31 protein-coding genes, 1 tRNA gene and 1 other RNA gene are annotated in these 25,818 nt (G+C 65.7%); 20 read left to right on the forward strand and 13 right to left on the reverse strand.

The features are described 5' to 3' along the window. Nucleotides 1-10 precede the first annotated feature (10 nt). From CP557_RS14365 to CP557_RS14375, 3 genes are all read right to left on the reverse strand, one after another. The gene (locus tag CP557_RS14365; protein ID WP_097380540.1) at nt 11-514 is read right to left on the reverse strand and encodes a DUF5797 family protein; all 504 of its coding nucleotides are present in this window, start codon (nt 512-514) and stop codon (nt 11-13) included. Nucleotides 515-582: 68 nt separating this feature from the next. After that, nucleotides 583-1,749: an epoxide hydrolase family protein gene (locus tag CP557_RS14370; RefSeq protein ID WP_097380541.1), complete on the reverse strand. Its 1,167-nt coding sequence runs from the start codon at nt 1,747-1,749 to the stop codon at nt 583-585. Nucleotides 1,750-1,854: 105 nt separating this feature from the next. After that, on the reverse strand, nt 1,855-3,144 hold the full coding sequence (locus CP557_RS14375) for an MFS transporter (protein ID WP_097380542.1): 1,290 nt from the start codon (nt 3,142-3,144) through the stop codon (nt 1,855-1,857). 115 nt (nt 3,145-3,259) lie between these two features. Here CP557_RS14375 and CP557_RS14380 point away from each other — a divergent pair, with 115 nt between their 5' ends. Next, a complete protein-coding gene (locus CP557_RS14380) occupies nt 3,260-3,514 on the forward strand; it encodes a DUF5789 family protein (RefSeq protein WP_097380543.1) in 255 nt (84 codons plus the stop codon). Between the two features lie 80 nt (nt 3,515-3,594). Then, nucleotides 3,595-3,903 carry a transcription factor S gene (locus tag CP557_RS14385; protein ID WP_097380544.1) on the forward strand — a complete coding sequence of 103 codons (309 nt, stop codon included), beginning with the start codon at nt 3,595-3,597 and terminating at the stop codon, nt 3,901-3,903. A gap of 452 nt (nt 3,904-4,355) precedes the next feature. On the opposite strand, the gene CP557_RS14390 is transcribed toward CP557_RS14385, so the two are convergent. The 3 genes from CP557_RS14390 to CP557_RS14400 all read right to left on the reverse strand — a co-directional run bounded on the left by CP557_RS14390 (nt 4,356) and on the right by CP557_RS14400 (nt 6,442). Then, on the reverse strand, nt 4,356-5,132 hold the full coding sequence (locus CP557_RS14390; RefSeq protein ID WP_394340601.1) for a methyltransferase domain-containing protein: 777 nt from the start codon (nt 5,130-5,132) through the stop codon (nt 4,356-4,358). Continuing rightward, a complete protein-coding gene (locus tag CP557_RS14395) occupies nt 5,129-5,515 on the reverse strand; it encodes a nascent polypeptide-associated complex protein (protein WP_097380545.1) in 387 nt (128 codons plus the stop codon). The genes CP557_RS14390 and CP557_RS14395 overlap by 4 nt, the downstream gene beginning before the upstream one ends. A gap of 81 nt (nt 5,516-5,596) precedes the next feature. Continuing rightward, entirely contained in the window at nt 5,597-6,442 is an 846-nt protein-coding gene (locus tag CP557_RS14400) for an SDR family oxidoreductase (RefSeq protein ID WP_097380546.1), read from the reverse strand. 98 nt (nt 6,443-6,540) lie between these two features. Here CP557_RS14400 and CP557_RS14405 point away from each other — a divergent pair, with 98 nt between their 5' ends. After that, nucleotides 6,541-7,173, forward strand: a complete 633-nt coding sequence (locus tag CP557_RS14405; protein ID WP_097380547.1) for an HD domain-containing protein — start codon at nt 6,541-6,543, stop codon at nt 7,171-7,173. A 178-nt stretch (nt 7,174-7,351) separates the two neighbouring features. On the opposite strand, the gene CP557_RS14410 is transcribed toward CP557_RS14405, so the two are convergent. Next, nucleotides 7,352-7,840 (reverse strand): PUA domain-containing protein, encoded by a 489-nt coding sequence (locus tag CP557_RS14410; protein WP_097380548.1) that lies wholly within the window; start codon nt 7,838-7,840, stop codon nt 7,352-7,354. 178 nt (nt 7,841-8,018) lie between these two features. Here CP557_RS14410 and CP557_RS14415 point away from each other — a divergent pair, with 178 nt between their 5' ends. Beyond that, on the forward strand, nt 8,019-8,273 hold the full coding sequence (locus CP557_RS14415; RefSeq protein WP_097380549.1) for a hypothetical protein: 255 nt from the start codon (nt 8,019-8,021) through the stop codon (nt 8,271-8,273). Between the two features lie 77 nt (nt 8,274-8,350). Here CP557_RS14415 and CP557_RS14420 read toward each other — a convergent pair whose 3' ends face one another. After that, on the reverse strand, nt 8,351-8,950 hold the full coding sequence (locus CP557_RS14420; protein WP_097380550.1) for a TIGR00296 family protein: 600 nt from the start codon (nt 8,948-8,950) through the stop codon (nt 8,351-8,353). Nucleotides 8,951-9,055: 105 nt separating this feature from the next. Here CP557_RS14420 and rnpB point away from each other — a divergent pair. Further along, nucleotides 9,056-9,580, forward strand: an RNA gene (gene rnpB / locus CP557_RS14425) — RNase P RNA component. A 293-nt stretch (nt 9,581-9,873) separates the two neighbouring features. Here the strand turns inward: rnpB and CP557_RS14430 are convergent. The 3 genes from CP557_RS14430 to CP557_RS14440 form a co-directional block, all read right to left on the reverse strand. Continuing rightward, nucleotides 9,874-9,946 (reverse strand) — tRNA-Arg (locus tag CP557_RS14430). 200 nt (nt 9,947-10,146) lie between these two features. Then, nucleotides 10,147-10,296 carry a 50S ribosomal protein L40e gene (locus tag CP557_RS14435; protein ID WP_097381657.1) on the reverse strand — a complete coding sequence of 50 codons (150 nt, stop codon included), beginning with the start codon at nt 10,294-10,296 and terminating at the stop codon, nt 10,147-10,149. Nucleotides 10,297-10,367: 71 nt separating this feature from the next. Further along, entirely contained in the window at nt 10,368-10,871 is a 504-nt protein-coding gene (locus tag CP557_RS14440) for a DUF367 family protein (protein ID WP_097380551.1), read from the reverse strand. A 171-nt stretch (nt 10,872-11,042) separates the two neighbouring features. Between CP557_RS14440 and CP557_RS14445 the strand changes: the two genes are divergently transcribed. Next, a complete protein-coding gene (locus tag CP557_RS14445; protein WP_097380552.1) occupies nt 11,043-11,948 on the forward strand; it encodes a redoxin domain-containing protein in 906 nt (301 codons plus the stop codon). 75 nt (nt 11,949-12,023) lie between these two features. Beyond that, nucleotides 12,024-12,347, forward strand: a complete 324-nt coding sequence (locus CP557_RS14450; RefSeq protein WP_097380553.1) for a nuclear transport factor 2 family protein — start codon at nt 12,024-12,026, stop codon at nt 12,345-12,347. A gap of 41 nt (nt 12,348-12,388) precedes the next feature. Here CP557_RS14450 and CP557_RS14455 read toward each other — a convergent pair whose 3' ends face one another. Beyond that, nucleotides 12,389-12,889: a 2'-5' RNA ligase family protein gene (locus CP557_RS14455; protein ID WP_097380554.1), complete on the reverse strand. Its 501-nt coding sequence runs from the start codon at nt 12,887-12,889 to the stop codon at nt 12,389-12,391. Nucleotides 12,890-12,953: 64 nt separating this feature from the next. Here CP557_RS14455 and CP557_RS23310 point away from each other — a divergent pair, with 64 nt between their 5' ends. From CP557_RS23310 to argF, 11 genes are all read left to right on the forward strand, one after another. Next, nucleotides 12,954-13,082, forward strand: a complete 129-nt coding sequence (locus CP557_RS23310; protein WP_281255564.1) for a hypothetical protein — start codon at nt 12,954-12,956, stop codon at nt 13,080-13,082. 67 nt (nt 13,083-13,149) lie between these two features. Then, nucleotides 13,150-14,265, forward strand: a complete 1,116-nt coding sequence (locus CP557_RS14460; protein ID WP_097380555.1) for a helix-turn-helix transcriptional regulator — start codon at nt 13,150-13,152, stop codon at nt 14,263-14,265. Nucleotides 14,266-14,639: 374 nt separating this feature from the next. After that, entirely contained in the window at nt 14,640-15,839 is a 1,200-nt protein-coding gene (locus tag CP557_RS14465) for an argininosuccinate synthase (protein WP_097380556.1), read from the forward strand. A gap of 2 nt (nt 15,840-15,841) precedes the next feature. Continuing rightward, nucleotides 15,842-17,335 carry an argininosuccinate lyase gene (gene argH, locus CP557_RS14470; protein WP_097380557.1) on the forward strand — a complete coding sequence of 498 codons (1,494 nt, stop codon included), beginning with the start codon at nt 15,842-15,844 and terminating at the stop codon, nt 17,333-17,335. 228 nt (nt 17,336-17,563) lie between these two features. Further along, nucleotides 17,564-17,728: a lysine biosynthesis protein LysW gene (lysW, locus tag CP557_RS14475; protein ID WP_097380558.1), complete on the forward strand. Its 165-nt coding sequence runs from the start codon at nt 17,564-17,566 to the stop codon at nt 17,726-17,728. A gap of 91 nt (nt 17,729-17,819) precedes the next feature. Next, complete coding sequence (lysX, locus tag CP557_RS14480; protein WP_097380559.1) at nt 17,820-18,695, forward strand: lysine biosynthesis protein LysX; 876 nt, start codon at nt 17,820-17,822, stop codon at nt 18,693-18,695. Next, nucleotides 18,695-19,771, forward strand: coding sequence for an N-acetyl-gamma-glutamyl-phosphate reductase (argC, locus tag CP557_RS14485; RefSeq protein WP_097380560.1), 1,077 nt, complete (start codon nt 18,695-18,697; stop codon nt 19,769-19,771). The genes lysX and argC overlap by 1 nt, the downstream gene beginning before the upstream one ends. Continuing rightward, nucleotides 19,768-20,634, forward strand: coding sequence for an acetylglutamate/acetylaminoadipate kinase (locus CP557_RS14490; protein ID WP_097380561.1), 867 nt, complete (start codon nt 19,768-19,770; stop codon nt 20,632-20,634). The genes argC and CP557_RS14490 overlap by 4 nt, the downstream gene beginning before the upstream one ends. After that, a complete protein-coding gene (locus CP557_RS14495) occupies nt 20,631-21,785 on the forward strand; it encodes an aspartate aminotransferase family protein (RefSeq protein ID WP_097380562.1) in 1,155 nt (384 codons plus the stop codon). The genes CP557_RS14490 and CP557_RS14495 overlap by 4 nt, the downstream gene beginning before the upstream one ends. Beyond that, entirely contained in the window at nt 21,782-22,894 is a 1,113-nt protein-coding gene (locus CP557_RS14500; protein WP_211290216.1) for a [LysW]-lysine hydrolase, read from the forward strand. The genes CP557_RS14495 and CP557_RS14500 overlap by 4 nt, the downstream gene beginning before the upstream one ends. A 58-nt stretch (nt 22,895-22,952) precedes the next feature. After that, nucleotides 22,953-23,867, forward strand: coding sequence for an ornithine carbamoyltransferase (argF, locus tag CP557_RS14505; protein WP_097380563.1), 915 nt, complete (start codon nt 22,953-22,955; stop codon nt 23,865-23,867). A gap of 544 nt (nt 23,868-24,411) precedes the next feature. On the opposite strand, the gene CP557_RS14510 is transcribed toward argF, so the two are convergent. Then, nucleotides 24,412-24,879, reverse strand: a complete 468-nt coding sequence (locus CP557_RS14510; RefSeq protein ID WP_097380564.1) for a histidine kinase — start codon at nt 24,877-24,879, stop codon at nt 24,412-24,414. 189 nt (nt 24,880-25,068) lie between these two features. Between CP557_RS14510 and CP557_RS14515 the strand changes: the two genes are divergently transcribed. Then, on the forward strand, nt 25,069-25,317 hold the full coding sequence (locus tag CP557_RS14515) for a hypothetical protein (protein ID WP_097380565.1): 249 nt from the start codon (nt 25,069-25,071) through the stop codon (nt 25,315-25,317). Between the two features lie 66 nt (nt 25,318-25,383). Next, nucleotides 25,384-25,767 (forward strand): helix-turn-helix domain-containing protein, encoded by a 384-nt coding sequence (locus tag CP557_RS14520; protein WP_097380566.1) that lies wholly within the window; start codon nt 25,384-25,386, stop codon nt 25,765-25,767. Nucleotides 25,768-25,818: the final 51 nt, after the last annotated feature.

Consider the following 25,818-nt stretch of genomic DNA (forward strand, 5'->3'; position numbering starts at 1 on the left):
GACCGAGGCGTCAATCGGAGACGGAAACCTCGAGGTCGTCGCGCTCGACCACCAGCCGAAACGTGGGGACGGTGCGGTACTCGACCTCGACGACACCCTTCCGGCGCAGGCTCTGGAGGCCCGAACGGACGTCCTCGGCCCCGGGATCGACGTCGTACTCGTCTCGGAGCTTGTGGAGCACCGAGACGACGCTCTCGGATCGCTCCTCGGGACCCGCCAGTACCGCGACGATCCGGGCCTGTAGTTCGGGCACGCGGATCTTGGAGGGGACGCCGTCGGACTCGGGATCGCTCTCGATGCCCGGCTCGACGTCGACCAGGTCGGCCGCCTCCGCGGTCGCGCGGATCAGGCTGTTGTCGTCCCGGAAGTAGTAGTCGCCGAGTTCGTTCTCGAGGTACTGGTGGACCTCGCTGCCGCTGTCCATTCCCCAGCGCTCCTGGAGTTCGGAGTTCTTCGTCGGCTGTAGCTCCACTACGTCCGCCAACCGGTCCTGGGCCTCCTCCGAGAGCGTCATCGTCGAACCGTATGCGGATCCGCTACTTTTGCGTTGCGTCCCGGCATGGGCTCGGGGGCGCTCGCCGCTCAGTCGAACTCGCCGAGGAACGATCGCAGGTCGTCGACGAACAGATCGGGAACTTCCATCGCCGCGAAGTGGCCGCCCTCGGGCATCTCGCTCCAGTGGCGGATGTCGTAGACCGCCTCCGCCCAGGCGCGGGGCGTTTTGTACACTTCTGCCGGATAGCGGGCGTGGCCAGTTGGCACGTCGACGGACTCCGGCGTCGCCGCTCCCACGTCGGTTTCGTAGTAGATCCGCATCGAGGAATTGATCGTTTCGGTGAGCCAGTAGACGCTGAGGTTGTCGAGCAGTCGGTCGCGATCGAAGTGAGCGTCGAGATCGCCGTCGCAGTCGCTCCAGGTCCGGAACTTCTCGACGATCCAGCCCGCGAGCCCGGCCGGCGAGTCGGTGAGCCCGTACGCCAGACTCTGTGGTTTGGTCGCCTGAATCTCGTGGTACGCGGTCTCTCCATCGCGGAACTCCGCGGTCGCCTCGTAGTCGGCCCACCCTTGCTCATCGAGGAGTTCCGTCGGGTCCTCGGCCTCGAGCGACGACGGATTCAGGAAGAGCATGTTCGTGTGAATCGCCTCGACGCGGTCGGGATAGTTCGCACCCAGCAAGGCGGTGACCAGCCCACCCCAGTCGCCACCCTGTGCGACGTATCTGTCGTAGCCGAGCCGATCCATCAGTTCGGCGACGGTGTCCGCTACCCGCGGGACGTCGTACCCCTGCTCGCTGGTGGGGCCCGAAAAGCCAAATCCCGGGAGCGACGGCGCGACGACGTGGAACGCGTCCGCCCGGTTGCCGCCGTGGGCCGCCGGATCCGCGAGCGGGCCGAGCACGTCGAGGAACTCCGCGACCGAGCCCGGCCAGCCGTGGCTCAGGACGAGCGGCGTCGCGTCCGGCTCGGGCGAGCGAACGTGATAGAAGTGGAGTCGCTGGCCGTCGATCGTCGTCTCGTACTGATCGAACTCGTTGCACCGATCCTCGAACGCCGTCCAGTCGAACTCCTCGCGCCAGTACTCGCAGAGCTCCCGAAGAGACTCGCGTTCGGTCCCGTATTCCCACCCCGAGTCGGGGAGTTGGTCGGGCCAGCGCGTCCGTTCCAGTCGCCGCCGGAGGTCGTCGATCTCGTCTCGATCGACCGACACCTCGAACGGTCGAACCGAGTCGTCGTCGGGGGCTGTCGTCATGGCGACCCCTCGAGTCCGAGCGTATCGGTCCGTGCGACAGTGGTGAGTGCCCACATACGCTCCCCAACTCGGGCCGTCCTCAAAGTAGTATGGCGACGTGCCCCCTCAATCGCTTCCGACGACCGGAACGGAGGCCGACGTCTCGAGCGTCTCTTCGACCTGCGTATACACGAGAGCCAGCCCGAGCACTGCGAGTGTCGTCCCGAAGACGAAGGGAACTTCGAAGCCGTACCCGACCAGCGCGCCAGAGGAAAGCGGCCCGAGGGCGATCCCGTAGCCAAACGCCATCGTCAGCACCGACAGCTTCGACCCGGACTCGCCCGGGCCGGCGAGATCGCCCACCAACGCCAGCGACGGGGCAAAGACCATCGCGGCGGCGATGCCCTGGGACAGCCGGGCGAGGAACATCAGAACGGACGAGAAGAGAAACCCCTGTACGAGCGTCGTCGGCACCAGCAACAGCATTCCGACGACGATGAACGGCCGCCGGCCGTACCGATCACAGGCCCGCCCGATCGGCGTCTGGAGGGCGACCTGCGCGATGATGAACGCCGCGAACTGCAGCCCGAACCAGGTCGATCCCTGCTCGAGGCGAGCGTTGACCTGGGGCTGGATCGTCGCGAACAGCGCGATCGCGGTCGCCATGAACAGCGACGCGACGCCGAGGGTGAAGACGGGATCGAGCAGGTTCGTGCCCGACCGATCGAGGATCGGGATCGAGAGGTCCGCGCCGGCGTTGGCGGCCGTCGATTCGGGGTCGGAGACGAGGACCGTCACCATGACGTAGCTGATCGTGGCCGTGATCGTCGCGATGTAAAAGGCTGCGTCGAAGCCGTCGATCACCGCCCCGCCGGGAAGCGCGTACGGCCCGCGACTGACGACCGCACCGGCGACCGCCGGGCCGGCACCGAAACCGACCAGCCGAAAGGTGTTGTAGACCCCCATGTTCCCGCCGCGATCGCCCGTCGTCGCGAGTTCGTTGACCAGGGCCACCGACGACGGGATGATGAAGGCGACGCTGACGCCCTGTAACCCGCGGATGACCAGCAGCGAGACGTACGTCTCCGCGAAAACGTAGGCCACGTTCGTCATCGCGAGCCCGGCGAGGCCGACCAGAATGAACGGCTTTCGCCGTCCGATGCGGTCCGACAGCCGGCCGGTAACGGGCTGAAAACTGCTGTTGAGGAAGCCAAACAGCGAGAGAACCAGCCCGATGATCATCGACTCGCCGAGACCGAACGCCGTCCCGCCGACGACGCCGCTGGTCACGTACAGCGGAATGACGATGATCAGAAACGAGTTCCCGATCCCGTCAGCCATCCGGGCACCCGCCAGCGCGAGCACCCGTCGATCCACGGCAAACGGCGCGACGAGCCGCTCCACGAGTCTCCGCATGGACAATACCTGTGTTATCTCGCCCGATTATAGTTTCGAATCGAAATGTCACGTGCGTGGATGCTCCGTTCCAGCAGGGCGACACTACAAGCCACTCCGGCGCGTCAACCAACCCATGTCCGACGTCAAACTCAGCCGAATCGACGCCGTCTTCGCGGACCTCGAGTACCCGATCACGCAGGACCACGCCGTCACCGAACTCGAGGACGTCACGCTCTTGCTCGCCGACGGCGAGCGAAATCTGGGGACGCTCGTCGAAAAAAGCGAGCGCGACCGCTTCGAATCGATGGACGACCTCCGGGCGGAACTCCACAACGTCCTCCCCCGAGAGGCCGTCGGCGAGCCCTACCAGTCGGAGGGAGAGGGCTAGCTCGCGGGGGCGACCCCGCGGCCGGTCGGCGAGCCTAAACAGGTCTCTTAAGTCACTCGACCCCCGTAGCCCGGACAACGATGGAATTTTGCGACGAATGCGGTTCGATGATGAAAGCCGAGGACGGCCTCTGGGAGTGCGGTAGCTGCGGGTTTACGAAACCGAAAGGCGACGCGGACCAGTATATCGTCACCGACGATCAGGAGGCCAGCGAGATCATCGAGTCCTCCGGCGAGACCTCGCTGCCCGAAACCGACGCGATCTGTCCCGAGTGTGGCAACGGCCGCGCCCACTGGTACATGCAACAGATCCGGTCGGCCGACGAGTCCGAAACGCGCTTTTTCATCTGCACTGAGTGCGAGCACAAGTGGCGCGAGGACGACAACTAACGAAATTTTGCGCTGCGGTCTATCGCGAGCGACGCTTTGAGCGTCGCTCGCGATGTCACTCGGCAAAATCTTCAAAAGAGCGCGAAGCGCTCTTTTGGACATCGCGGGATCTTCGATCCCGCTCAGTTTCGATTAAAAGCACCGGAAGACGCTCCGCGTCTTCCGAGCTCTCGTTCACTTCGTTCACGAGAACACACCTCCTTCCCCGCCAGTCGCGCGGGGCGCGGCTTCTGGGTCAGTCGTCAGCCCGCTCGCTCACCGGCTCACGGCTGCGCCGTTCGCCTTCCCGCGGCGCGAAGCGCCGCGCACTCGTTCGCTCGCGACCGTGATCGTGGAACCGCCTGCCCTCCCCCGAGTCGCGGACTCCTCGCGATGCTCGGAGTCCGCTCCCGGCCATGGCTCTCGAGTTATCTCTATACCGCCGGCGGAACTCGAGGGGAGGGAGAACCGCCCTATTCGTTGCGGGCGATCGTCAGATAGCCGGTGTGACCGACGGGCGCGGTCGAGGGTCGCGAGCCCCGTTCGTCGAACTGCATCTCGCGTTGAATCGTCTCTCGAGTCGTCACGTCCGAGAGGCCGACCTCGCGGGCCGTCTTCGAGACCTCGCGAGTCGACTCGATAAAGGGGCTGTAGACCGCGACGAACCCGCCGTCGACGAGCAGGTCGGGCGCGTGCTCGACCATCGCGGGTGCGTCGGCCGTATCGAGGGTCAGGACGTCGAACGACGACGGCTCGAGAGCGTCGACGTCCTCGAGAACGTCACCGGTTCGAACGTCGACGGCGTCCTCGACGCCACCCAGCGCCATGTTCTCGCGGGCCACGTCGGCGAACTCGGCGTCTTGTTCGTAAGTCACGACCTCGGCCCCGGCCCGGGCCATCATGGCCGCGAGGACGCCGGTTCCGGTGCCGGCGTCGAGGACCCGGTCGCCGCCGGCGATACCGGTCTCGCCGATGACGAGCCCGATGTCGCGGGGCACCATCGGTGCGCCCGTCCGCTCGAAGTGATGGAAAAGATCGGGGCCGCGCAGCCGACGGACCTGGAACTCGTCGCCCAGATGCGTCTCGATGGTGTCGCCCGACTGAACGTCCTCGGGGACCTCGAGAACGCCGAGGTCGGTCCCCTGTTCGCCGCCGGGTTCGACGAGGTACTCGCGATCGCCGCGGACGAGCAGCACCGGGACACGGTCGGTACTGTCGGCCGCACGCTCGTCCTCGCTCACGCGAGTCACTCGAGGGAGCCGACTGCCGCGGCGAGATCGCCGTCGTTCGCTTCGAGGGCCTCGCGGGCCTCGTCCTCACCCACGCCGGCGCGCGTGGCGACGAGTTCGACGTCCTCGTCGGGGATCGACGACCCGGCATCGGAATCGGATTCGCCACCGGCACTGCCACCGGCCGAGCCGGCTTCGACCTCCTCGGGCGAGCCGATGACCTGGTAGGTCTCCTGACCGCGGGCGTCCATCTTGGTGACCTCGGCGTCGTCGAAGACGAGGTCGTACTCGTCGGTACGGATGATGACCTCCTCGGCGTCGATGTCCTCGACGTCGATACCCATCTGCTCCATCATCTGTTCCATCTTGCGCGGGTTGAGTCCGCCGCCGCCTCCTCCAAACATACTCGACACGTCGCCACGGGCGACCTTTTACTTTGTCGTTCCTCGAGGAGCGACGACCTCACCGGGCTCGGACGCGACTCGTCACTGCGAGTACTCCGGATCGAAGATCTGTGCGGACATCGGTGCCGGATCTCCCTCGGTGAGGTTGTACCCCGAAAAGTCCTCGACGCCGGCCTCGCGGAGGAACTCCTCGTCGTAGATGTGGTTGCCGGTGAACTCGGCCGGGTCGCGTGTCAGTATTTCGAGGACGGTATCCGAGACGATCTCCGGCGTGCGCCAGTCGTCCTCGGTCCCCATCTCGAAGTAACGAGTCGCACGCGTATCGATGGCAGTCACCGGCCAGAAGGAGTTACAGCCGATGTCGTCGCTCGCCAGTTCCTGGGCCAGCGACAGCGTGATAAACGACATCCCCATCTTCGACCACGAATAGGCCGCCTTCCCCGGCGCGCGGTCGATCTCGACCGGCGGCGCGTTCGTCAGGATCCAGGCGTCTTCCTCGACGTCCTTCAGGTGGTCGATGAAACCCCGCGAGATCAGATAGGTTCCGCGCACGTTGACCTCGTTTAACAGGTCGTACCGGTTGGCCGGAATGTCCTCGACGTCGCCCATCTGGATGGCAGAGGCGTTGTTGATGACGATGTTGATCTCGCCCATCTCGTCGATCGCTTCCTCGATGGCCGCGTCGACGTCGTCCTCGTTGCGAACGTTCAACTGGAGCGCGTGCGTCTCGACGCCTTTCGCCGCACACTCCTCGGCCGTCTTGTGAATCGTTCCCTCGAGGTCCGAGTCCGAGTCGTCGACGGTTTTGCCCGTCGAGACGATGTTACAGCCCTGTTCGGCGAGTGCGAGCGCGAGTTGCTTCCCGATTCCGCGCGTCGTCCCTGTGATGAACGCGGTCTGGCCGCTCAAATCCGGTTTCTGTAGCATTCGTGTTTGGGAGACGTTCCCGCCACCCAAAAAGACAATTCAAACTCCCGAACCGTCGATCGACGTTTTCAATTTGCACCGACACGTGACGCGGTACAATGGCCGAGGAATTCGACGCGTTGCTCGAGGCGGTCGAACTGAAAGACGAGCGGCGAACGGGATGGGTGCTCCGCGGGATCGAGTCACCGGAATCGGTCGCGGCCCATACCTGGGGGATGGCGACGCTGTGCCTGCTGTACGCCGACCGAGCGGGCGACGACGTCGACCGCGAACGGGCGATCTCGATGGCGCTCGTCCACGATCTCGGGGAAGCGCGGACGGGAGACGTCGCGACGCGGGCCGAAGACGGCACGCAGCGGGTGTCCGGCGAGGAAAAGACGGCCCGCGAGCGGGACGCGATCACCGATCTGCTCGAGCCGTTCGACGATCCCGACGGCGACTTCCTGTCGCTCTGGGAGGAGTACGAGGCGCGCGAGACGCCGACCGCGCGGTTCGTCAAGGACATGGATCTGATCGACAACTGCCTGCAGGCACTCGCATACGAACGCGAGGATCGCTACGACGAAACCGAACGAAACGACGTGTTCTCCGAGTACGAGAACCTCGACGAGTTCTTCGCCACGGCCGGACCGCGGATCCGGACTGCGGTCGGCGAGTCACTGTTCGAGGAGATCAAAGCCCGATACGAACGGGAGATCGGGCGGGCGTGTCAGCTCTATAGTAGCAACTGAAACGATTTACACACTGATCGCAACGCTGTCGTGCGATCAGGTGTGCAATGACTTTCAGTTGCTACTATAGTGGTTCGTCAAGCCTGATCTCGCGAGTAAAACCAATCGATCGGTTGTCCGGTTCCGCTCGCGAGCGACGGGTGACAGAGCACTATAGGGGAACGGCTCGACGGGGCTTCTACGTCCCCGCGGGCGCGCCCTCGCGGACGTTCACTGCCATCCCCGTCTCGAAGTCTCGAATCGCGCCGGCGTCGAGTTGGGCCGTCCCGACCGCGAGCAACTCGCCGCGCTCGTGGACGACCAGTACCTCGTCGCCCGGTCGAATCTCGTCGCCGACTTCGAGGACGAACTTCGCGAAGACGTTCTTTTCCTCGCGGACGAACGGTTCGCTCTCGTCGTCGACGACGACGCGATAGGCAGGGTGAGAGAGCGCGACCGCGAGCCGGCGGCCGCCCTCGAGTCCGAGCGTGAACCGGCCGTCGGTGCCAAAGGAGACGATCCGGCCCGCATCCGCGTGGACCTGTTGTGGTCGTCCCGAGGTGGTTCGTTTGACCGTCAGCGGTTCGTCGGGCGGGAACAGCGCCACGCCCGCACCCGCGCCGAACTGGTAGTCCGCGATGGTCCGAAGCTGGGGCAGGCCCGCGCTCCCGTCTGCTGGGTCGCTCATTGGCCGAGGTTCGTCGTGACGGGTCGAAAGCCCTTCGACCTGGCCCGCCCCCTACGGATATTCGGCCAGCTGTGATTCCGCTCCGGGACAGTCGAATTCGGGACTGTCGGGACTCGTGTCACCTACCGTGTCAATCAAATAGCTTGACTTTTCTACCGAGCGTCCGATTCACCGATCGATGGCTCCGGAGAGAACCGAGACTCACTCCGACATCGCCACCCGATTGGCCGGTCGTCTCGTCGTCATCGTCGCGGTCGCAGGGTTCTGTACGTGGATACTGTTACCGTGGCCGTCAGTGCTTTCGGTGGCGCTGGTACTGACCGTCAACCTGATTGCGCTCTGGTTTGGGGTTCACTACGTGTTCGCGGCACTGAACGACCTGCTCGAGGTCAAACTCGAGGCGAGCGACCGGCCCCTGGGAACGGACGAGTGACGGAGACGAGCCCGCGGATCGGACGCGGCACCAGATGCGGCAAACGGCTACCGAGGTCGCCAGAACAGTGTGCGTGGTTACAGTTCTTCGATGCTTCCGTCGGCCTCCCGCTCGCGGAAAACCTGCCCTTCGAACAGGGTGACGACGACGTCGTCGTTCTGCCAGGCTCCCGGTGCGAGTTTCGCTTTTCGGCACGTCCGATCGAGGTACTCGCGGGCGCTCCAGTCGTTCTCGACCGGCACCGTCGGGTAGAGCCAACCGCCCTCGCCGCCGTCGATGGCGACGCCGTGGGTACCGAGTTCGAGGTCGGCGAGCGGATCGTCGGTCAGCAGGACGTTCTTGACGGTACAGACCGAGACCGTCAGGTTCGGCAGCTCCGAGGGGCTGACCTCGGAGCCACAGGAATCCTCGCTTGCGGCCTCGATCGCCGCGTCCACGATGACGTGGCCGAGCTGGTCGCCCGAGCGATAGCCCCCCGCACAGCCCCGCAGGCTCCCCCGGCCGCGGGTCGACTCGAGGCGGACGAACGCGCCGGTTCGCTCGTAGAAGGCTTCGCGCATGCTGCCCGGTTGTTCTCGTTGCCCGTGTTGTACGTACGCTTCGACGGACTCGCGCGCGAGTTCGACCGCGCGAGCACCGTCTTCGTAGGAGAGGTCGACGCCCTGTCGCTGGGACATACAGGTGGACAAGGGGATAGTCGTCCTAAAACGCTTCCATTCGTCACAGGGCGGTTTCGAGTCCCCGACCGGGGGACTTATTCGCCCCACGAGCCTATCCCGAGTGGGAGAGAGAGCCTGGCCGCCGCGGCGGTGGCGTCGGCGACGGCGCGACCGTACAACGTGACCCATCCCTTCGGGATGTGTCATGCTCGCGAGGAAAGTCCCCCCACCTGTTTGGGCAGGTGACCGGACGCAAGTCCGGAGCGGGAGACCGCTGGCTCTGGAACAGAAACGACACGTCTCGGCCCGACCGATGATGCGCGCGAACCCGACCGAGAGGAAGGGGAGTTGACCCGCAGAGGGATGCGCGGTCCTACGGACCGCGAAACGTGAGGCGGCGCGAGCCGCCGAACTGGCGAGCGGCACACGCCGCGAGCCGCGTGCAGTCGTCAAACCGTGGTTCGAATCCACGGGTCACGTTCGTCGTGATCGACCGCACACGGACGGCCGAGGATCGATGGAACGGCGAACCCTCACCGGTGCAAGTCCGTGCCGTGGTAGCCCGAACACCCCGTGGCTCCGCCACGGACGGCACGGACGCTAAGCCGAATGCCGGGCCGAACAGAAGGGGGCTTACTCCTCTCACCCGATTTTGAATCCTCGAGTGGCGACGCCGTCGACGCTCCTGGCTACCGAGCGGGTCAGTAATCGTATCGGCATCCCTCCCCGATCCCGGACGATCGTATTTCGACCCTCTCGAGTTACGACGATGGCTGGTCCGAAGACGACACGAACGTGACGTTCTGACTGGGCCAGTTCGGCCTAGTATCGAAGAAACGCGCCCTGACGGAGTCCAACGCGAGCGCTAGCGAGCGTTGGGCACGTCAGGACCGAACGACGCAGCGAGTGCTGAACATCGTGAAGCACTCGCAAGGAGTGAGCGTCCTGACGGAGATTTGAACTCCGGTCCCTGGCTCCGCAAGCCAAGAGGATAGTCCACTACCCTATCAGGACTCATCTCTTCATACCCCGGTGAACATTAAAGCCCTTTCGAAAGGCTCCCGTCGCCGCCCCGGAGTTTCGCCGTCGATCGGCACAGCGATCGCTCGCGTTCGACTCACGGACGGCTCCTGCGGTCCGGATCCAAACGACGAGTCCGACCTCGTCACTACGAGGCGACGAACGAAAGAAAACTGATCGATCCGCGGCGTCGATTATGCGGCTCGGGGCTCTTTGGCTTTGGGACGGAGCTTCGTGTACCCGCACTTGCGACAGCGGTTCGCTCGCTTGGAGTTGCGAGCGTTACAGCGCATGCAGATCATCTTCTCGAGCATCCGTTTCTCAGCGGCGTCGAAACTGGCCATACCCGCCCTTTGCTCGTGGGGCATTTAGTCGCTGTGATTCCGCCGACCACCACGGCAGGCGGCCGAATCGATCACTCCTCGTCGGCCAAGTAGTCGTCTTGCACCGCGACGACCTCGCTCGAGTCAGCACACTCGCTGTATCGGGTCAGGGGCTCCTCGTTGAGCGTCAGGAACGTCTCGCCCCAGCGGAACGGCTCGAGTAGGTCCGCCGCCAGTGCCCACTCGTCGAAGAGACAGGCCGCGGCGGCGAGCGCTTCGACGGTGGTCAGCCGGAACGGACGGCCGTAATTGATCGGGTTGGCGGCGACGAGGAAGGGAAGTGCCCGATGGACGCCACGCATCTCGAACGACGCCGCTTCGGCGGACTCCCACGAGCAGTCGAGGGCGACCAGCGTCCCCAGTCCCGCCTCGAGATCGGCCGGCGAGAGCGCCTGCTCGGCGTGGGGGTTCAACACGACCCCGTAGGGCACCTGTCCCATCGACCGATGGAGGATGGCCTTGTCGAACTTCTCGAGGCGACGCGCGGTACACTTCTCGGGGTCGTCGTCGCCCTCGTAGTAGACGTGACACTCCACGGCGTATCGGTACGCGGAGGCGGAAGAAAAGGAACGTGGAACGCGATTCCACGCCCGTCGCGAGAGCCAGTTCGAGACGGCGGCTCCAACGAGCCCCCCTCCTGGGAGCGCGGACGGATATGCATACCAATGGATCGACATGCATACGGGTATCGCGTGGGAGCCGCTAGTATGCTCGAGACGGGAGAGACTGCACCGACGTTCGACGGGCCCGCGGCGATCGACGACGAGGTTCGTCACGTCACGTTCGAGGAACTGATCGGGGGCAACGGTGTCACCTTGCTCCTCTTTTACCCGGCCGACTTCAGCCCGAGTTGTACCGAGGAACTCTGTTCGCTTCGCGACTTCGATCTGGTCGGGTTGCAAAACGACGTCTCCATCGTCGGCATCTCGACGGACACCGCGTTCACTCACCGGGAGTTCGCGGATCGACACGACCTCGGCTTTCCGCTCGTTTCGGACGGCGACGGCTCGATCGCGGCGTCTTACGGCGTCCTCGAGGACGAGCTGTTCGGCGGGCATCGACAGCTCGCCAGGCGAACGGTGTTCGTTCTCGACGAGCAACGGACGGTCCACTACGTCTGGTCGAACGAGGATCCGTTACAGCAGCCGGACCTCGAGGCGATCCGCGCGGCGATCGAGGAGGTCTCGGACGACGATGCAGCCGTCGAGCGCTACCGAGTCGCTACCACCCACTACCGCGAGGGTCGCGAGGAGTACGAACGGGGGCGGGACGCGTTGGCCGGCGAGGACTGGGTGACCGCCGCCGCCGCGTTCGACGCCGCGGTCGAGCCGCTTACCGCTGCCCTCGAGGCCTTCGACGCGGCCAGACGGTACGCCGACGACGACGCGGTGGCCCGGGCGGCGGAACGCGCGAACGAGCGCGCGACGGACCGACGGAACGCGGCGAAGTGGTACGCGACGGCGGCCGACCACTACGCGCGGGGCGACGAGACCGCGGGCGAGGAGCACCACGCGGACGCCGATCGCGCCCACGCAAGAGCCACCGACGGCGAGGACCTGCCCGCTCCGGACGACCTCTCCGCGACCGACGGCCGGGACGTGCCGGAACGGTAACGCGGGGCCGTATCCGCGACACCAGCCCAGTCAGGAGAGTCGCATCCTTTTGAGGGTCGGGACGAAACGTCGAGTATGGACGCCGTCGCCCTCGTCCGGCGATACTACGACGCGCTCGACGAGCACGACTACGACGCACTCGAGGAGATCCTCGAGCCCGAGTTCGTCCAGCATCGCCCCGATCGGACCTTTGCGGACCGCGAGGCGTTCGTCGCGTTCATGCGCGACGAGCGGCCGAACCCGGCGACGAGCCACGAACTCGAGTCGGTAATCGCCGGAGACGGTCGCGCCGCGGTTCGCGGCCGAGTGATCGAGGATGAAACGGTGCTGTTCGAATTCGCCGATTTCTTCGACATCGGCGACGGACGACTGCGTCGCCTAGAGACGTACTCGCGGTGACGGTGGGCGCGCGTCCCGATCGGGTTCGAGACGATGGCTCGTCAGGCCGACAGCGAGACCCGACTCACCGGTAGCTTGTCCGTGCCATCCCAGAACTCGAGTTCGCTCACCGTCCACTGGATCGGTTCGATCTCGCGGTCGGCCAGCCGTGTTGCGGTCTCGAGGTCGCCGCCTCGGGCCAGCGTGACGTGGGGGACGTAATCGTCGCCCTCGAGTCCCGCGACGGTCTCGAAGGTCTCGGTGAGGTCGGCGTGGATCGCCTCGAGTCCGGGACTCTCGACGGCGAGATAGACGACCGGCGTGGAGCCAAGCGGGGGGTCGTCGAAGTAGTCGATGCCCGTGATTTCGGCGTCGACGGCGGAAACGCCCTCGAGCGCGCGGTGGGTGCGGTGTTGCAGTTGTGAGACGTGGTCGACGTCCCCGAGTCGCTTGAGCAGACACGAGTGGTCCTCGCGGACGGTCTCGAACCCGATCAGGTCGGGGTGGAGCCGGTTCGCGAGCTGGCGAACGCGACCGGGGACCGGAACGTTGACGCTGTACACTTCCGCCGATATAGCGTCGGTGTGGGTATCAGTCTGGTGGTCCCGGACGGACGACGATCGTTCGATGGCCGGATTCGAGGCGATCGAGAAACCAGAGGACGATCAGCACGGCGACCACTCCGAGGACGATCTCCAGCAGCGTTTCGACCCCGAGTGTGGCGCGCGTATCGATCAGACGTTCACGGGAGCGTGACTGTGTGAAAAACACACCGTCTCGTCGTCGGAAAGACCTATTTAGACGGCCCCGGCATGTCATAGTAATGGACGTATGGGGGCTGCGAGCACTGGTTTGCGTGCTCGTAGTGGTGGGCTGTTCGGTCGCGTTCGTCACGGCACCCGGCGTGGCCGGGGCGGACGCCGGTACCCAGTCGGCAGCCTTCCAGGAAGATGCGGACCAATCGCTGGAACTCGAGGACGCCGATCGAATTCACATCGACGTCTTCATCGCCGAGAACGGCACTGCGAACGTAGCCGTCGATTATCAGTTCCATCTCGACGACGGAAACAGTTCCCCGGCGGAGTGGGAGCGGCTCCGGGAGGACATCGAATCGAATCCGGAGACGTACACCGCTGCCGAGCGGGCGAAGTGGAACGAAACCCTCGCCGAGGGCGAAAACCGGACGGATCGGGAGATGAATCTCTCGAACGTCTCGATCACCACGGAAACGAATTCCGCGCCACGGGAGGTCGGCCACGCAGTCGTCACGTTCCAGTGGTCTAACTTCGCGCTCGTCGTGTGGAAACAGATAGAGGCGGGAGCCGCGCTCGCCGGACTGACGCTCGACGACGGGACGGAGTTGCAGTTCCACTGGCCGGAGGGGTATACCGTCTATCAGAACGGGGGCGAGCGGCAGATCGACCCACCGCCGAGCGAGCCACTCGACGGCTCGGCCATCTGGCGGGGCGAGTCGACGTCGTTTACCGAGAACCAGCCACGGATCACCTTAGTCGAGAGCGGAAACACGACTTCGGAGTCGGAGCCGACCGACCGGGGTCCGGCGATGCCGTGGACGATCGTCGTGCTGGCGCTTGCGCTGCTCGCGACCGTCGGCACGGTCGGCTGGCTGGTCGGCCGCAATCGTACAGACACCGTAAGCGACGACGGCTCCGGACCCCCACAATGGACCGACGGCGCAACTGCCTCCCGGTCGGATTCGTCCGGCGGTCCGCCCCCGGAACTACTAAGCAACGAGGAGCGGGTGCTGCGGCTGCTCGAGGAACACGGCGGCCGGATCAAACAACAGGCAGTCGTCTCGGAACTCGAGTGGACCGAGGCCAAGACCAGTCAGGTCGTCGGTGAACTGCGTGAAAACGACGAGATCGAAGTGTTCCGGATCGGGCGGGAGAACGTCCTGGCGTTGCCCGACGAGGAGTAGCGGCGAACGCGAGCCGGTTCGTCACCCGGGCGGCTCTCGATCGGTTCCGATCGAGATCGACAGTATGCCGTGCTGACGGCCCCGGCAGCGCGATGTAGCAGCTTTTAATACCGTGGATCCTCACCGTTTCAGCAATGAGCTACTCCGTCGGTACCGCATTCGCCGTGGCCGGTACCGGCGGGGCCGTCGCTCGGCGGCGACCGCGGCGATTCCGACCGGGCCTTTGAGCCCGTACTCTACCTACTCCCCCGATCCCGGTTCGTTCCAACGTTCCCGAAATCGCAGTATTTTCGGTTAGCAGCGCCTCTACCTACAATTTACGCGATCGAAACCAATGAGCTTAAGTCTCTCCTGGGGTTTCACTCGAGTACCATATGACCCGCGTGGCACTTGCGTTTTCGGGGGGCCTGGACACGACCGTCTGTGTCCCGCTGCTCGAGGAGGAATACGGATACGACGACGTGATCGGCGTTACCGTCGACGTCGGCCAGCCGGCCGAAGAGTTCGACGAAGCCGAGGAAACCGCCGAGGCACTCGGCCTCGAACACTACGTCGTCGACGCACGGGCGGAATTCGCACAACTCTGTCTCGAGAGCGTTCGCGCGAACGCGACCTATCAGGGCTACCCGCTCGGCACGGCGCTGGCCCGTCCCGTGATCGCGGAAGCGATCCTGGAGGTCGCCGAGGAACAGGACTGTACAGGTATCGCCCACGGCTGTACGGGCAAGGGCAACGACCAACTGCGCTTCGAGGCCGTCTGGCGCGACTCGGATCTCGAGGTCATCGCCCCCGTGCGCGAACTCGGACTCACCCGCGAGTGGGAGAAGGAGTACGCCGCCGAGAAGAACCTCCCCGTCGAGGGTGGCAGCGGCGGCGACTGGTCGATCGACACCAACATCTGGAGCCGCTCGGTCGAGGGCGACGATCTCGAGGACCCCAACTACGTCCCGCCGACGGATATCTACGCGTGGACTGAGGATCCCTCCGACGAGACCGAGGAGATCGACATCTCCTTCGAGAACGGCTACCCCGTCGCCGTCGACGGTCAGGAGTACGAGCCGGTCGAGCTCGTCGAATACCTCAACGAACTCGCCGGCGGGTACGGCGTCGGCCGCACAGACATGATGGAAGATCGCATGCTCGGGCTGAAGGTCCGCGAGAACTACGAACACCCAGGTGCGACGACGCTGCTCAACGCCCACGAGGCCCTCGAGGGGCTCGTCCTCACCCAGGAGGAGCGTCAGTTCAAGACCCAGATCGACCAGCAGTGGTCCCAGAAAGCCTACGAGGGCCTGATCGACGCGCCGCTCGTGAGCGCGCTCGAGGGCTTCATCGACGAGACCCAAAAGCGCGTCACGGGGACCGTGACGATCCGCTTCGAGGGCGGGCAGGCACGTCCGGTCGCTCGCGACAGCAAGTTCGCGGCTTACTCCGCGGAACACGCTTCCTTCGATACCGAGACGGTCGGCAAGATCAAACAGGAAGACGCCACCGGCGTCGCGAAGTACCACGGCTTCCAGCGCCGCCTCGCGAACGAGGCGATCGCTGCAAACGCCACGGAAGACGACGAGTAATCATGACCGAGGAGAGCACTCGAGATGGCGGCGAGCGGGATTCCTCGTCGGATCAGAGATCCGACGGCGTCGTCCGCCGAGACCGTTTCAGCGGCGGCCCCGCCCGGAGTTTCCTCTCCTCGCTCGCGGCGGACGAACGGATTTTCGTGGCGGATCTCGAGGTCGACCGCGCACACACGGTCATGCTCGCCGAGCAGGACATCGTCGACGACGACGTGGCCGGCGAGATCCTCACGGCGCTGGACGCGATCGAGGTCGACGGCCACGGCTCGCTGCCGGACGGCGAGGACGTCCACGAGGCCATCGAGACGGCCGTCATCGAACGCATCGGCGCGGACGGCGGCAAGATGCACACCGCGCGATCGCGCAACGACGAGGTCGCGGCCTGTATCCGCTATCGCTTGCGCGAGGACGTCCTCGAGGCCGTCGAGACGACGCTCGCGCTCCGCGAATCGCTGGTGGCCGTCGCGGAAGAACAGACGGAGACGGTCATGCCCGGCTATACCCACCTCCAGCCCGCCCAGCCGACCACCGTGGCTCACTGGGCGCTGGCCTACGAGGGAGCCGTCCGCCGCGACACGGAACGCTTGCTCGCGGCCTACGGCCGGATCAACCAGTCGCCACTGGGCGGGGCCGCGTTCGCTGGAACGACGTTCGATATCGACCGCGAGCGCACGGCCGAGCTGTTGGGCTTCGACGGTGTCGTGGAGAACTCGATGGACGCCGCCTCGAGTCGAGACTTCCTGCTCGAGACGACGCAGGCGCTGTCGACGCACGCGACGACGCTGTCGGGGCTGGCCGAGGACGTGATCATCTTCGCGAACCGCGGCTTCGTCGATCTGGCGGACGACTACTCCTCGACGTCGTCGATCATGCCCCAGAAGAAGAACCCGGATACGCTGGAGCTCGTCCGCGCGGTCGCGGGCGACGCGGCCGGCGGCGTCCAGGGGCTGACGACGACGCTGAAGGGACTGCCCCGCGCGTACAATCGCGATCTGCAGCGGGCGACGACCCACGCCTGGGAGACCGTCGACGCGGTGACCGAGGCCAGCGAGGTCGCAGCGGGGGCGGTCGCGACGGCCGACTGGAACGAGGACGTCCTCGAGGCGGAGGCCGGCGAGGGGTTCTCGACGGCGACCGGCGTCGCGGACCTGCTGGCCGCCAACGGGTTGCCGTTCCGGACCGCGCACGAGTTGGTGGCCATCGCTGCCGAGGGCGGTGCGAACTACGACGCCCTCGAGGCCGCGGCCCAGGACGTCCTCGGCGAGTCGCTCGAGGCAGCCGTCGATCCCGCAGCCGTCGAAGACGCGCTCGATCCGGTCCAGAGCGTTGCGAGCCGGAACTCGCAGGGCGGGCCAGCACCCGAGGCGGTCGAGACCCAACTCGAGTCGGCCCGCGATGCACTCGCGATCGACGCGGACGCGCTCGAGGAGGTGAGCGTCCCGCTCGAGTCGGCTCGCGAGGCGCTCCGTTCGGAGGTGAACGGGTATGTCTGAGTGTGAGACTCGCGCACGGCGGATCGGACGGCGGCCGCTGTCGCGGGCCGTCGAACGGCCGCTTCGGCGACGATCCCCGCGAGGGGATTAATTACCGACTTCATGATATGTCAAAGTAGACCTGCGGTAACATAGCCTCCACGGACCGTTAGAGTGGCGTGCAGTTAGTATAATTTTGCTGTTAAGTTCGAAGGCTTTAAGGGAGCCGGGCTCCCACGTGCGAGTACAATGACCGAATGCGTCGAGTGTGGGGCCGAACTGTCCCTGCACGACGATCTGGAAGCGGGAGAGATCGTTGACTGTACGACCTGTGGAGCAGAGCTTGAAGTCGTCGATACCGAGCCGCCAGTCCTCGAACGAGCGCCCGAGCTCGAAGAGGACTGGGGTGAGTGACCTTGCAGACGGGCACGACACTGGCCCGCGTTGCGTCCACGACTCGAGGGGCTCGTAGCACGCCGCTCGTCACATCCAGGAGGTGGCTCGCGTGAACGTCGGCATACTCTATTCACGGATCCGCAAAGACGAGAAACTCCTGTTGAGCGAGCTTCGCGAGCGCGACCACGAGGTCACGAAGATCGACGTTCGCAAGCAAACCTTCGACATCTCGGAGGCACCCGCGGCGTTCGACGGCCTCGACATCGTCGTCGACCGCTGTCTCGCGACGAGCCGGAGCTTGTACGCCACGCAGTTCTTCGAATCGTACGGGATTCCCGTCGTCAACAGCCACGAGACCGCGGACATCTGCGCCGATAAGGTAAAGAACAGTCTCGCACTCGAGAAGGCCGGCGTTCCCACGCCCGCCACGAAAGTCGCCTTCACGAAGGAAACGGCCATGGCGGCCATCGAAGAGTTTGGCTATCCGTGCGTCCTCAAACCCGTCGTCGGCTCGTGGGGTCGCCTGATGGCCAAGATCGACTCCGAGTCGGCCGCCGAGGCCATCTTGGAACACAAGGCGACGCTGGGCCACTACGAGCACAAGGTGTTCTACGTGCAGGAGTTCGTCGAGAAACCCGGCCGCGACGTTCGCGTACTCGCGATCGACGGCGAGCCCATCGCGGGGATGGTCCGGTCGTCCGATCACTGGATCACCAACGCCGCCAAGGGAGCGGAGACGGATGTCTTCGAGATCGACGACGAGGCGAGAGCGCTGGTTCGGAAGGCGAGCGACGCCGTCGGCGGCGGACTCCTCGGTGTGGACCTCATGGAAACCGGCGATTCGTACACGGTCCACGAGGTCAACCACACGGTGGAGTTCAAAGCACTCGACGGTGCGGTCGAGACCGACGTCGCGGGGACCGTCGTCGACTGGCTCGAGACGAAAGCGCAAGCGGCGGATCCGGAACTCGAGGTGAGCGCCTGATGGCGGTCGACGCCGAACCCGGCTCGGCCGAGCGCGCCGAGACGGTCACCGCGAGCGTCATCGGCGGCTCCGGCTTTACCGGCGGCGAACTCCTGCGACTGCTCGCCGGCCATCCGAATTTCGAGATCACGGAGGTCACGAGCCGTTCGAAGGCCGGCAAGAGCGTCGGCTCCGTCCACCCGCCGTTGCGGGGGACGGACCTGCGCTTTACCGAACCCGAGGACCTCGCGTCCGTCGACGTCCTCTTCGCGGCGACGCCACACGGCGTTTCGATGGGCCAGATCGACGAGTTCTTCGAAATCGCGGATACCGTGGTCGACCTCTCGGCGGACTTCCGCCTCGAGAACGAGGCCCAGTACGACGAGTGGTACGACGGCCACGAGGCCCCCGAGTATCTCGACAAGGCGGAGTACGCGCTTCCCGAGATCAACCGCGACGATCTCGAGGGCGCGGAACTCATCGCCGGCGGCGGCTGTAACGCCACCGCGACGATCCTCGGGCTCTACCCGCTGTTCGAACACGGGATCTTAGAGGGCGGCGAGCAGATCGTCGTCGACGTGAAGGTCGGCTCCTCCGAAGGGGGAGCCGGCGGCGGCGAGGCCTCGAGCCACCCCGAGCGCTCGGGCGTCGTCCGCCCCTACGCGCCGACGGGCCACCGCCACGAGGCCGAGATCGAGCAGTTCCTCGACACCTCGGTTGCCTTCACCTGCCACGCCGTGGACATGATCCGCGGTGCCAGCGCGACGAATCACGTCTTCCCCTCGGGCCCCGTCTCGAAGGGCGACCTCTGGAAGGCCTATCGGGGCTGCTACGAGGACGAACCGTTCGTCCGCATGGCCGCCGGCGGCTCCGGCGTGTATCGGTATCCGGAGCCCAAGGCGGTCGCCGGAACGAACCTCGCCGAGGTCGGCTTCGAACTCGACCCCTCGAACAAGCGCATCGTCGTCTTCTCGGCGATCGACAACATGATGAAAGGCTCCGCGGGACAGGCGGTCCACGCCGCCAACGTCGCGCTGGGCTTCGAGGAGACGGCCGGACTCGAGTTTACGGGACTGCACCCCGTGGGGGCACCATGACTGTAGTGGTCAAGATCGGCGGCGCACGCGCCGTCGATCCCGAAGGCGCACTCGCGGACGTGGCCGCGCTCGTCGAGGACGGCGAAGACGTGGTTCTCACCCACGGCGGCTCGACCGCCGTCGACGAGACCCTCGAAGAGCTGGGCGAGGAACCCACCTACGTCGAGACGCCCGGCGGCGTCGTCGGCCGGTTCACCGACGAGCGGACGATGGACGTGTTCAAGATGGTGATGCCGGGCAAGCTCAACACCGATCTGGTCGAGAGCCTGCACAACGAGGGCGTCGACGCCGTCGGCCTCTCGGGAACGGACGGCAAACTGCTCGAGGGCAAACGCAAGTCCGCCGTCCGCGTCAAAGAGGACGGCAAGAAGAAGATCAAGCGCGGCGACCACTCGGGGACGATCGAGTCGGTCAACGCCGACCTGCTCGAGACGATGCTCTCGGGCGGCTACACGCCCGTCGTCTCCGTCCCAGTGCTCGGACGGGAGAAGGAGGGCGGCTACACCGCGGTCAACGCCGACGCCGACCGCGCCGCCGCCGCAGTCGCCGGCGCGCTCGGTGCCGACTTGATCGTCCTCACAGACGTGTCGGGGATCTACGAGGACCCCGACGACGAGTCGACGCGCATCGAGTCGGCGTCCACGCCCACCGAGTTCGACGCCGTGAAAGACGCCGCCGAGGGGTTCATGACCAAGAAGGTCATGGCCGCCGAGGAGGCGCTCGAGGGCGGTGCGGCGTCGGTGATCGTCGCGACCGCAAACGCCGACGAGCCGATCACAGCCGCGTTAGCGGGCGAGGGGACGACCCTCGAGCCCGGCGTGCTCGCGGACGCAACTGACGCGGAAACGGAGGCCACACAATGAGTGACCTGGATTTCGTCTCCGGTAGCAAGCCGATCGGTCTCGAGAAAGGTGAGGGCCCGTATCTCTACACCGCCGACGGCACGGAGTACGTAGACGCCGGTGCGAGCTACGCCTGCACGCCGCTGGGCCACTGTCACCCCGCGGTCGTCGACGCGGTTCAAGAGCAGGTCGGCGAGCTGACCTTCGTCGACTCCTCGTATCCCGTTCGGGCGCGCGAGGACGCCTACGCCGCGCTCGTCGCGGCCGCGCCCGACGGACTCGAGGGGGCCTGGTTCTGTAACTCCGGGACCGAGGCCAACGAGGCCGCGCTGAAGTTCGCCCGGTCGGCGACCGGCGAGTCGAAGATCGTCGCCGCGACCCGCTCGTTCCACGGGCGGACGATGGGATCGCTCGCCGCGACCTGGAAGGACAAGTACAAAGAGCCATACGAGCCACTGGCCGGCGACATGGAGTTCGTCCCCTACGGCGACGGCGAGGAACTGGCGGCCGCCGTAGACGACGAGACGGCGGCGGTCATCCTCGAGCCGATTCAGGGCGAAGGCGGGATCAACGTCCCGCCTGCGGGCTACCTCGAAACCGCCCGCGAGGTCACCGACGAGGCCGGCGCGGCGCTCGTCCTGGACGAGGTTCAGACCGGCATGGGCCGCACCGGCGAGATGTGGGCCTGTCAGAACGCGGGCGTCACGCCCGACGTACTCACGACGGCGAAGGGCCTGGGCAACGGCCTGCCCGTCGGCGCGCTCGCGGTGCAAGACTGGATCGCCGACGGCGCGGCGTCGCACAACGCCACGTTCAGCGGCGGCCCCGTCGTCGCCGCTGCGGTCCACGCGACCGTCTCGACGCTGGTCGAAGAGGACTGGCCCACCCACGCCGCCGAAATCGGCGACTATCTCGTCACCGAACTCGAGGCGGCGCTGGGCGAGGCGGTCCGTGAGGTCCGCGGCGAGGGCCTCCTCGTCGGCGTCGAGTTGAAGCGTGGCGCGAACCGTGTCGCCCGCGATCTGGCGATGAACCACCAGATACTGGCGCTTCCCGCCGGCCGGACCGTACTGCGCCTGCTGCCACCGCTCGTGATCGGTGAGGACGAAGCGGACCAGCTCGTCGACGCACTGACAGCGGTCATCGCACCTGCAGCCGACTCCGAATCATGAGCGCGACCATGGAGGACACCGCCGACGTCTCGCTCGAGGCGGCCCGCGACCTCCTGATCGATCTCGTCTCGACGCCCTCTCCCTCCGGCGAGGAGGAGAGGGCAGCACGGCGGCTCGTCGAGTTCTTCGACGCCTACGGCCGCGAGGCCTGGATCGACGACGTCGGCAACGTCCGCGCGCCGGCCGACGACGCCGTCCTCCTGACCTCCCACGTCGACACCGTCCCCGGCGAGATCCCGGTCCGCGTCGACACTGCGGACGCCGCGGACGAGGACGCCGAGGTCGCCCGCGAAGGCGAGGAGATCCTCTGGGGGAGAGGCAGCGTCGACGCGACCGGCCCGCTGGCCGCGATGGCCGTCGCGGCCGTCCGGACCGGCGTCTCCTTCGTCGGCGTCGTCAAAGAAGAGACGAGTTCGCTGGGGGCCCGCCATCTCGTCGCGGAGCGCGATGCCGAACCCGATGCCGTCGTCAACGGCGAGCCAAGCGGTGCGACGGGCATCACGCTGGGCTACCGTGGCTTCCTCGACGGGACCTACGTCGCGACCAGCGAATCGGGCCATACCTCTCGACCCGAGCCAAACGCCATCCAGCACGCGACGAACTGGTGGACGAGCGTCGAGGACGCGTTCGAACAGGACGAGTACACGCCGGTCTTCGAGCGCGTAACCGCCAAACCCGTCGACATCGACGGCGGGATCAGCGACGACGGCCTCTCCGTCGAGGCCACCCTCGAGGCCCAGTTGCGGGTGCCACCCTCGCTAGACGTCGAGACGGTCCGCGAGACGGCCGAAGCGGAACTCGAGATCGGGACCGTCTCCTGGGACGAGCCGATCCCGCCGGTGATGGAGAGTCCCCGTACCGAAGTCGCCCGCGCGTTCCGGGCGGCCATCCGCGCGGAGGACGGCGACCCGCGTCTCCTCCGCAAAACCGGGACCAGCGACATGAACCTCTATGCCGACGCCTGGGACTGTCCGATGGTTACCTACGGCCCCGGCAACTCGGCGCTCGATCACGCACCCGACGAACGGCTCTCACTCCCGGAGTTCGACCAGTCGGTCGCGGTGCTCGAGCGGGTCGCGACGACGCTGCGCGGAGGGGACGACGAATGACGGCGACGGCAACGCGCCCGCTGCCAGCAACACGAACACGGACACGCGGTGATCAGTAATGACGACCGAGCCGACACACTTCCTCGACATCGACGACGTTTCGCGCGACGAACTGCTGACGATCCTCGAGCGAGCCGAGGCGTACAAACGCGCCCAGCGAACGGGTGCGGACCACGCCGATCTCGACGGGCAGACGCTGGGGATGATCTTCCAGAAGCCGAGCACGCGAACCCGCGTCTCCTTCGAGACGGGGATGACCCAACTGGGCGGCCACGCCGTCTTCCTGGGGGAAGACGACATCCAGCTCGGGCGAGGAGAGCCGCTGAAAGACACCTCGCGGACGCTCTCGCGGTACGTCGACGCGGTGATGGCCCGCGTGTTCAAACACGAGAACATCGAAGTGCTCGCGGAGTACTCCTCCGTGCCGATCGTCAACGGACTCACCGACGACGCCCATCCCTGCCAGACGCTCGCGGACCTGTTGACGATCCGGGAACACGAGGGCGGGTTCGACGACGTCTCCGCGGTCTGGATCGGTGACGGCAACAACGTCGCCCAGTCGTTCGCGCTCGGCGCTGCGCTGACCGACATCGATCTGACGGTCGCGACGCCGGCGGGCTACGAGATCGACGACGACGTCCTCGAGCGCGCCCGCGAACTCGGAGGCGATCCGACGGTCACGACCGATCCCGTCGAGGCAGTCACCGACGCCGACATCATCTACACGGACGTCTGGATCAGCATGGGACAGGAGGACGAACGCGACGTCCGAATGAACGACTTCGAGGGGTTCCAGGTCGGTTCGGATCTGCTCGAGCACGCCCCCGAGGCGTCGGTTATGCACTGCCTTCCGGCGCACCGCGGCGAGGAAATCACCGACGAGATCATCGAGAGCGATCGGTCGATCGTGTTCGATCAGGCGGAAAACCGGCTGCACGCCCAGAAAGCGCTGCTGAGTTGGCTGCTCGAGTAAGCATCCGAACGCGAACATCGTGAGCGTTCGGCTTTTTGGTCCAGATTTTTTCGAGTGGTTCGACCGAGCACGGTTCGAAGCGAAGCGAGAACCGCGAGAAGCGAACGGCGTTGCCGTGAGCGAGCGGTGCGAGGGAGGGCCCGAAGAAAAAGGTGGGCTGTAAAACCGGCTGCACGCCCAGAAAGCGCTGCTGAGTTGGCTGCTCGAGTAGCCGGTAGCCGGTCCGAACGTCGACCGACCGGGACCCGGGCGCGTTCCCGCTCGAATTCCCGCCGACGCGGCGAGGAAATCAGTCGTTTCGCCGATCAAGACAGTGTTTATACGCGGTAACTATTGTCTAGAAAATTGAACAGTATTTGAGTATTATATCTCACTCGATCGGATCATCGATCGAACCATGTCATTCCGACTGGTACTCGCGACGATCCTGTTGTTGTTGGGGCCAGCGGCCCTGTTCGCGATGCTTCTGCTGTGACGCTGGGGACGGGGGTATCGGCTACCGATCACGGAGGCGGTCGTCCGGTTTGCGGTTCGAAGACCGGACTCACTCGAGGGCTGCGTACACTGTGCCGAGGACGAGTCCGTACGCCGCGTGGCCGACGAGGCTTTCGATGGCGATGTTCGGAACGCCGGGTGCCATTCCGAATCCGACCGCGGAGAGCCAGACCGGCATGACGAGGACGGCGAAGACCGCCCAGATACCGATCCCGTACGCGAGTCCGACGCCGATGGTCGGAACGAGGCCGAGATCGGTTCTGCCTGCCGCGACGAGCAACGCCGCGAAGACCACGCCGAGAACGGCCCCATGAGAGACGTGAATGATCATCCCCACGGTACCGCCTTCGAGACCGTACAGCGCCGGGATCGCGGCCTCGATCACGCCGGGCGTCTGCATCGCCATCATCACACCGAACACGATCGCGCCGACGATGCCGCCGACGGTCCCCGCCTGCCAGGGCGCGAGTGTAGTTGCAGTCCGTTCGGATCGCCGGGTCGCCGTTTCTGATGCCATATGGTATCTCACAACAGACACCCGTGTAGTGGTATCGCGGTCTGGCGATAGTCGTACACAGCCGGTTTTCCGGACGGGTCGGTTCGGTCCCGTCGATCAGCGGACAGCCGACCGCTCGACGAGACGAGGGCACCGTGGGAACGGGGACGACGCGAAGGTTCTTTGAGCCAGCCCGCCCAATTCGACCCGATGTCGAATCCGCTCCGTGCTTCGGCCGGGGAACTCGAGCTAGAAGCAATCATGTCCGCGATTCAAGACGGCCGACGGGTCGTGATTACGACGACGACCGGGCGGACGGAGTCCGAAGTGATACTGCGGTACGACGGATCGGTGTACTACTGTGATACGCCGACGCGGCTCCACCGCCACGAGAGCGAACGCGACATGCGACGGTGTATCCGGAAGATGGGATACGGCGCGGGAGCCGAAGACGCATAACGATCGTGTACATCGGCCCGATCGACTGCGGCGGGTATTTTTACGCTCACGTCCGTACGAACGGGTATGGCCGAAACCCCCCAGCACCGCCTCGGGGAACTGATGGAGCAATCGAACCCGGCGTTCGAGGAGGTACTGAGCTGCGTGTTCGGTATCGAAGGGCACGAGACCCGAACCTATCTCGTCTTGTGTGACCAGCCCGGCAGTACGATCGAGGAGCTAGCGAGTAGCCTCGAGCGCGACCGAAGTACGGTCAACCGTTCGCTGTCGACGCTCCACGACCGGGGCCTCGTTCGTCGAAACCGACGGTTGCTCGACGGTGGTGGCTACGTCTATCAGTACACTGCGATCGCGTTACCGGAGGCCAAGGAGATGCTCCACGAGGCACTGGACGCGTGGACGGCGACGGTTCACGACGTGATCGACGAGTTCGACGGCGGGGACGACTGAGACGTCCCACCGCCGAATCCACTCACTTTTTCCCCTTTGCGGCCTTCCCGA

This window comes from Natrinema ejinorense (assembly GCF_002494345.1).
GTDB classification, from domain to species: domain Archaea; phylum Halobacteriota; class Halobacteria; order Halobacteriales; family Natrialbaceae; genus Natrinema; species Natrinema longum.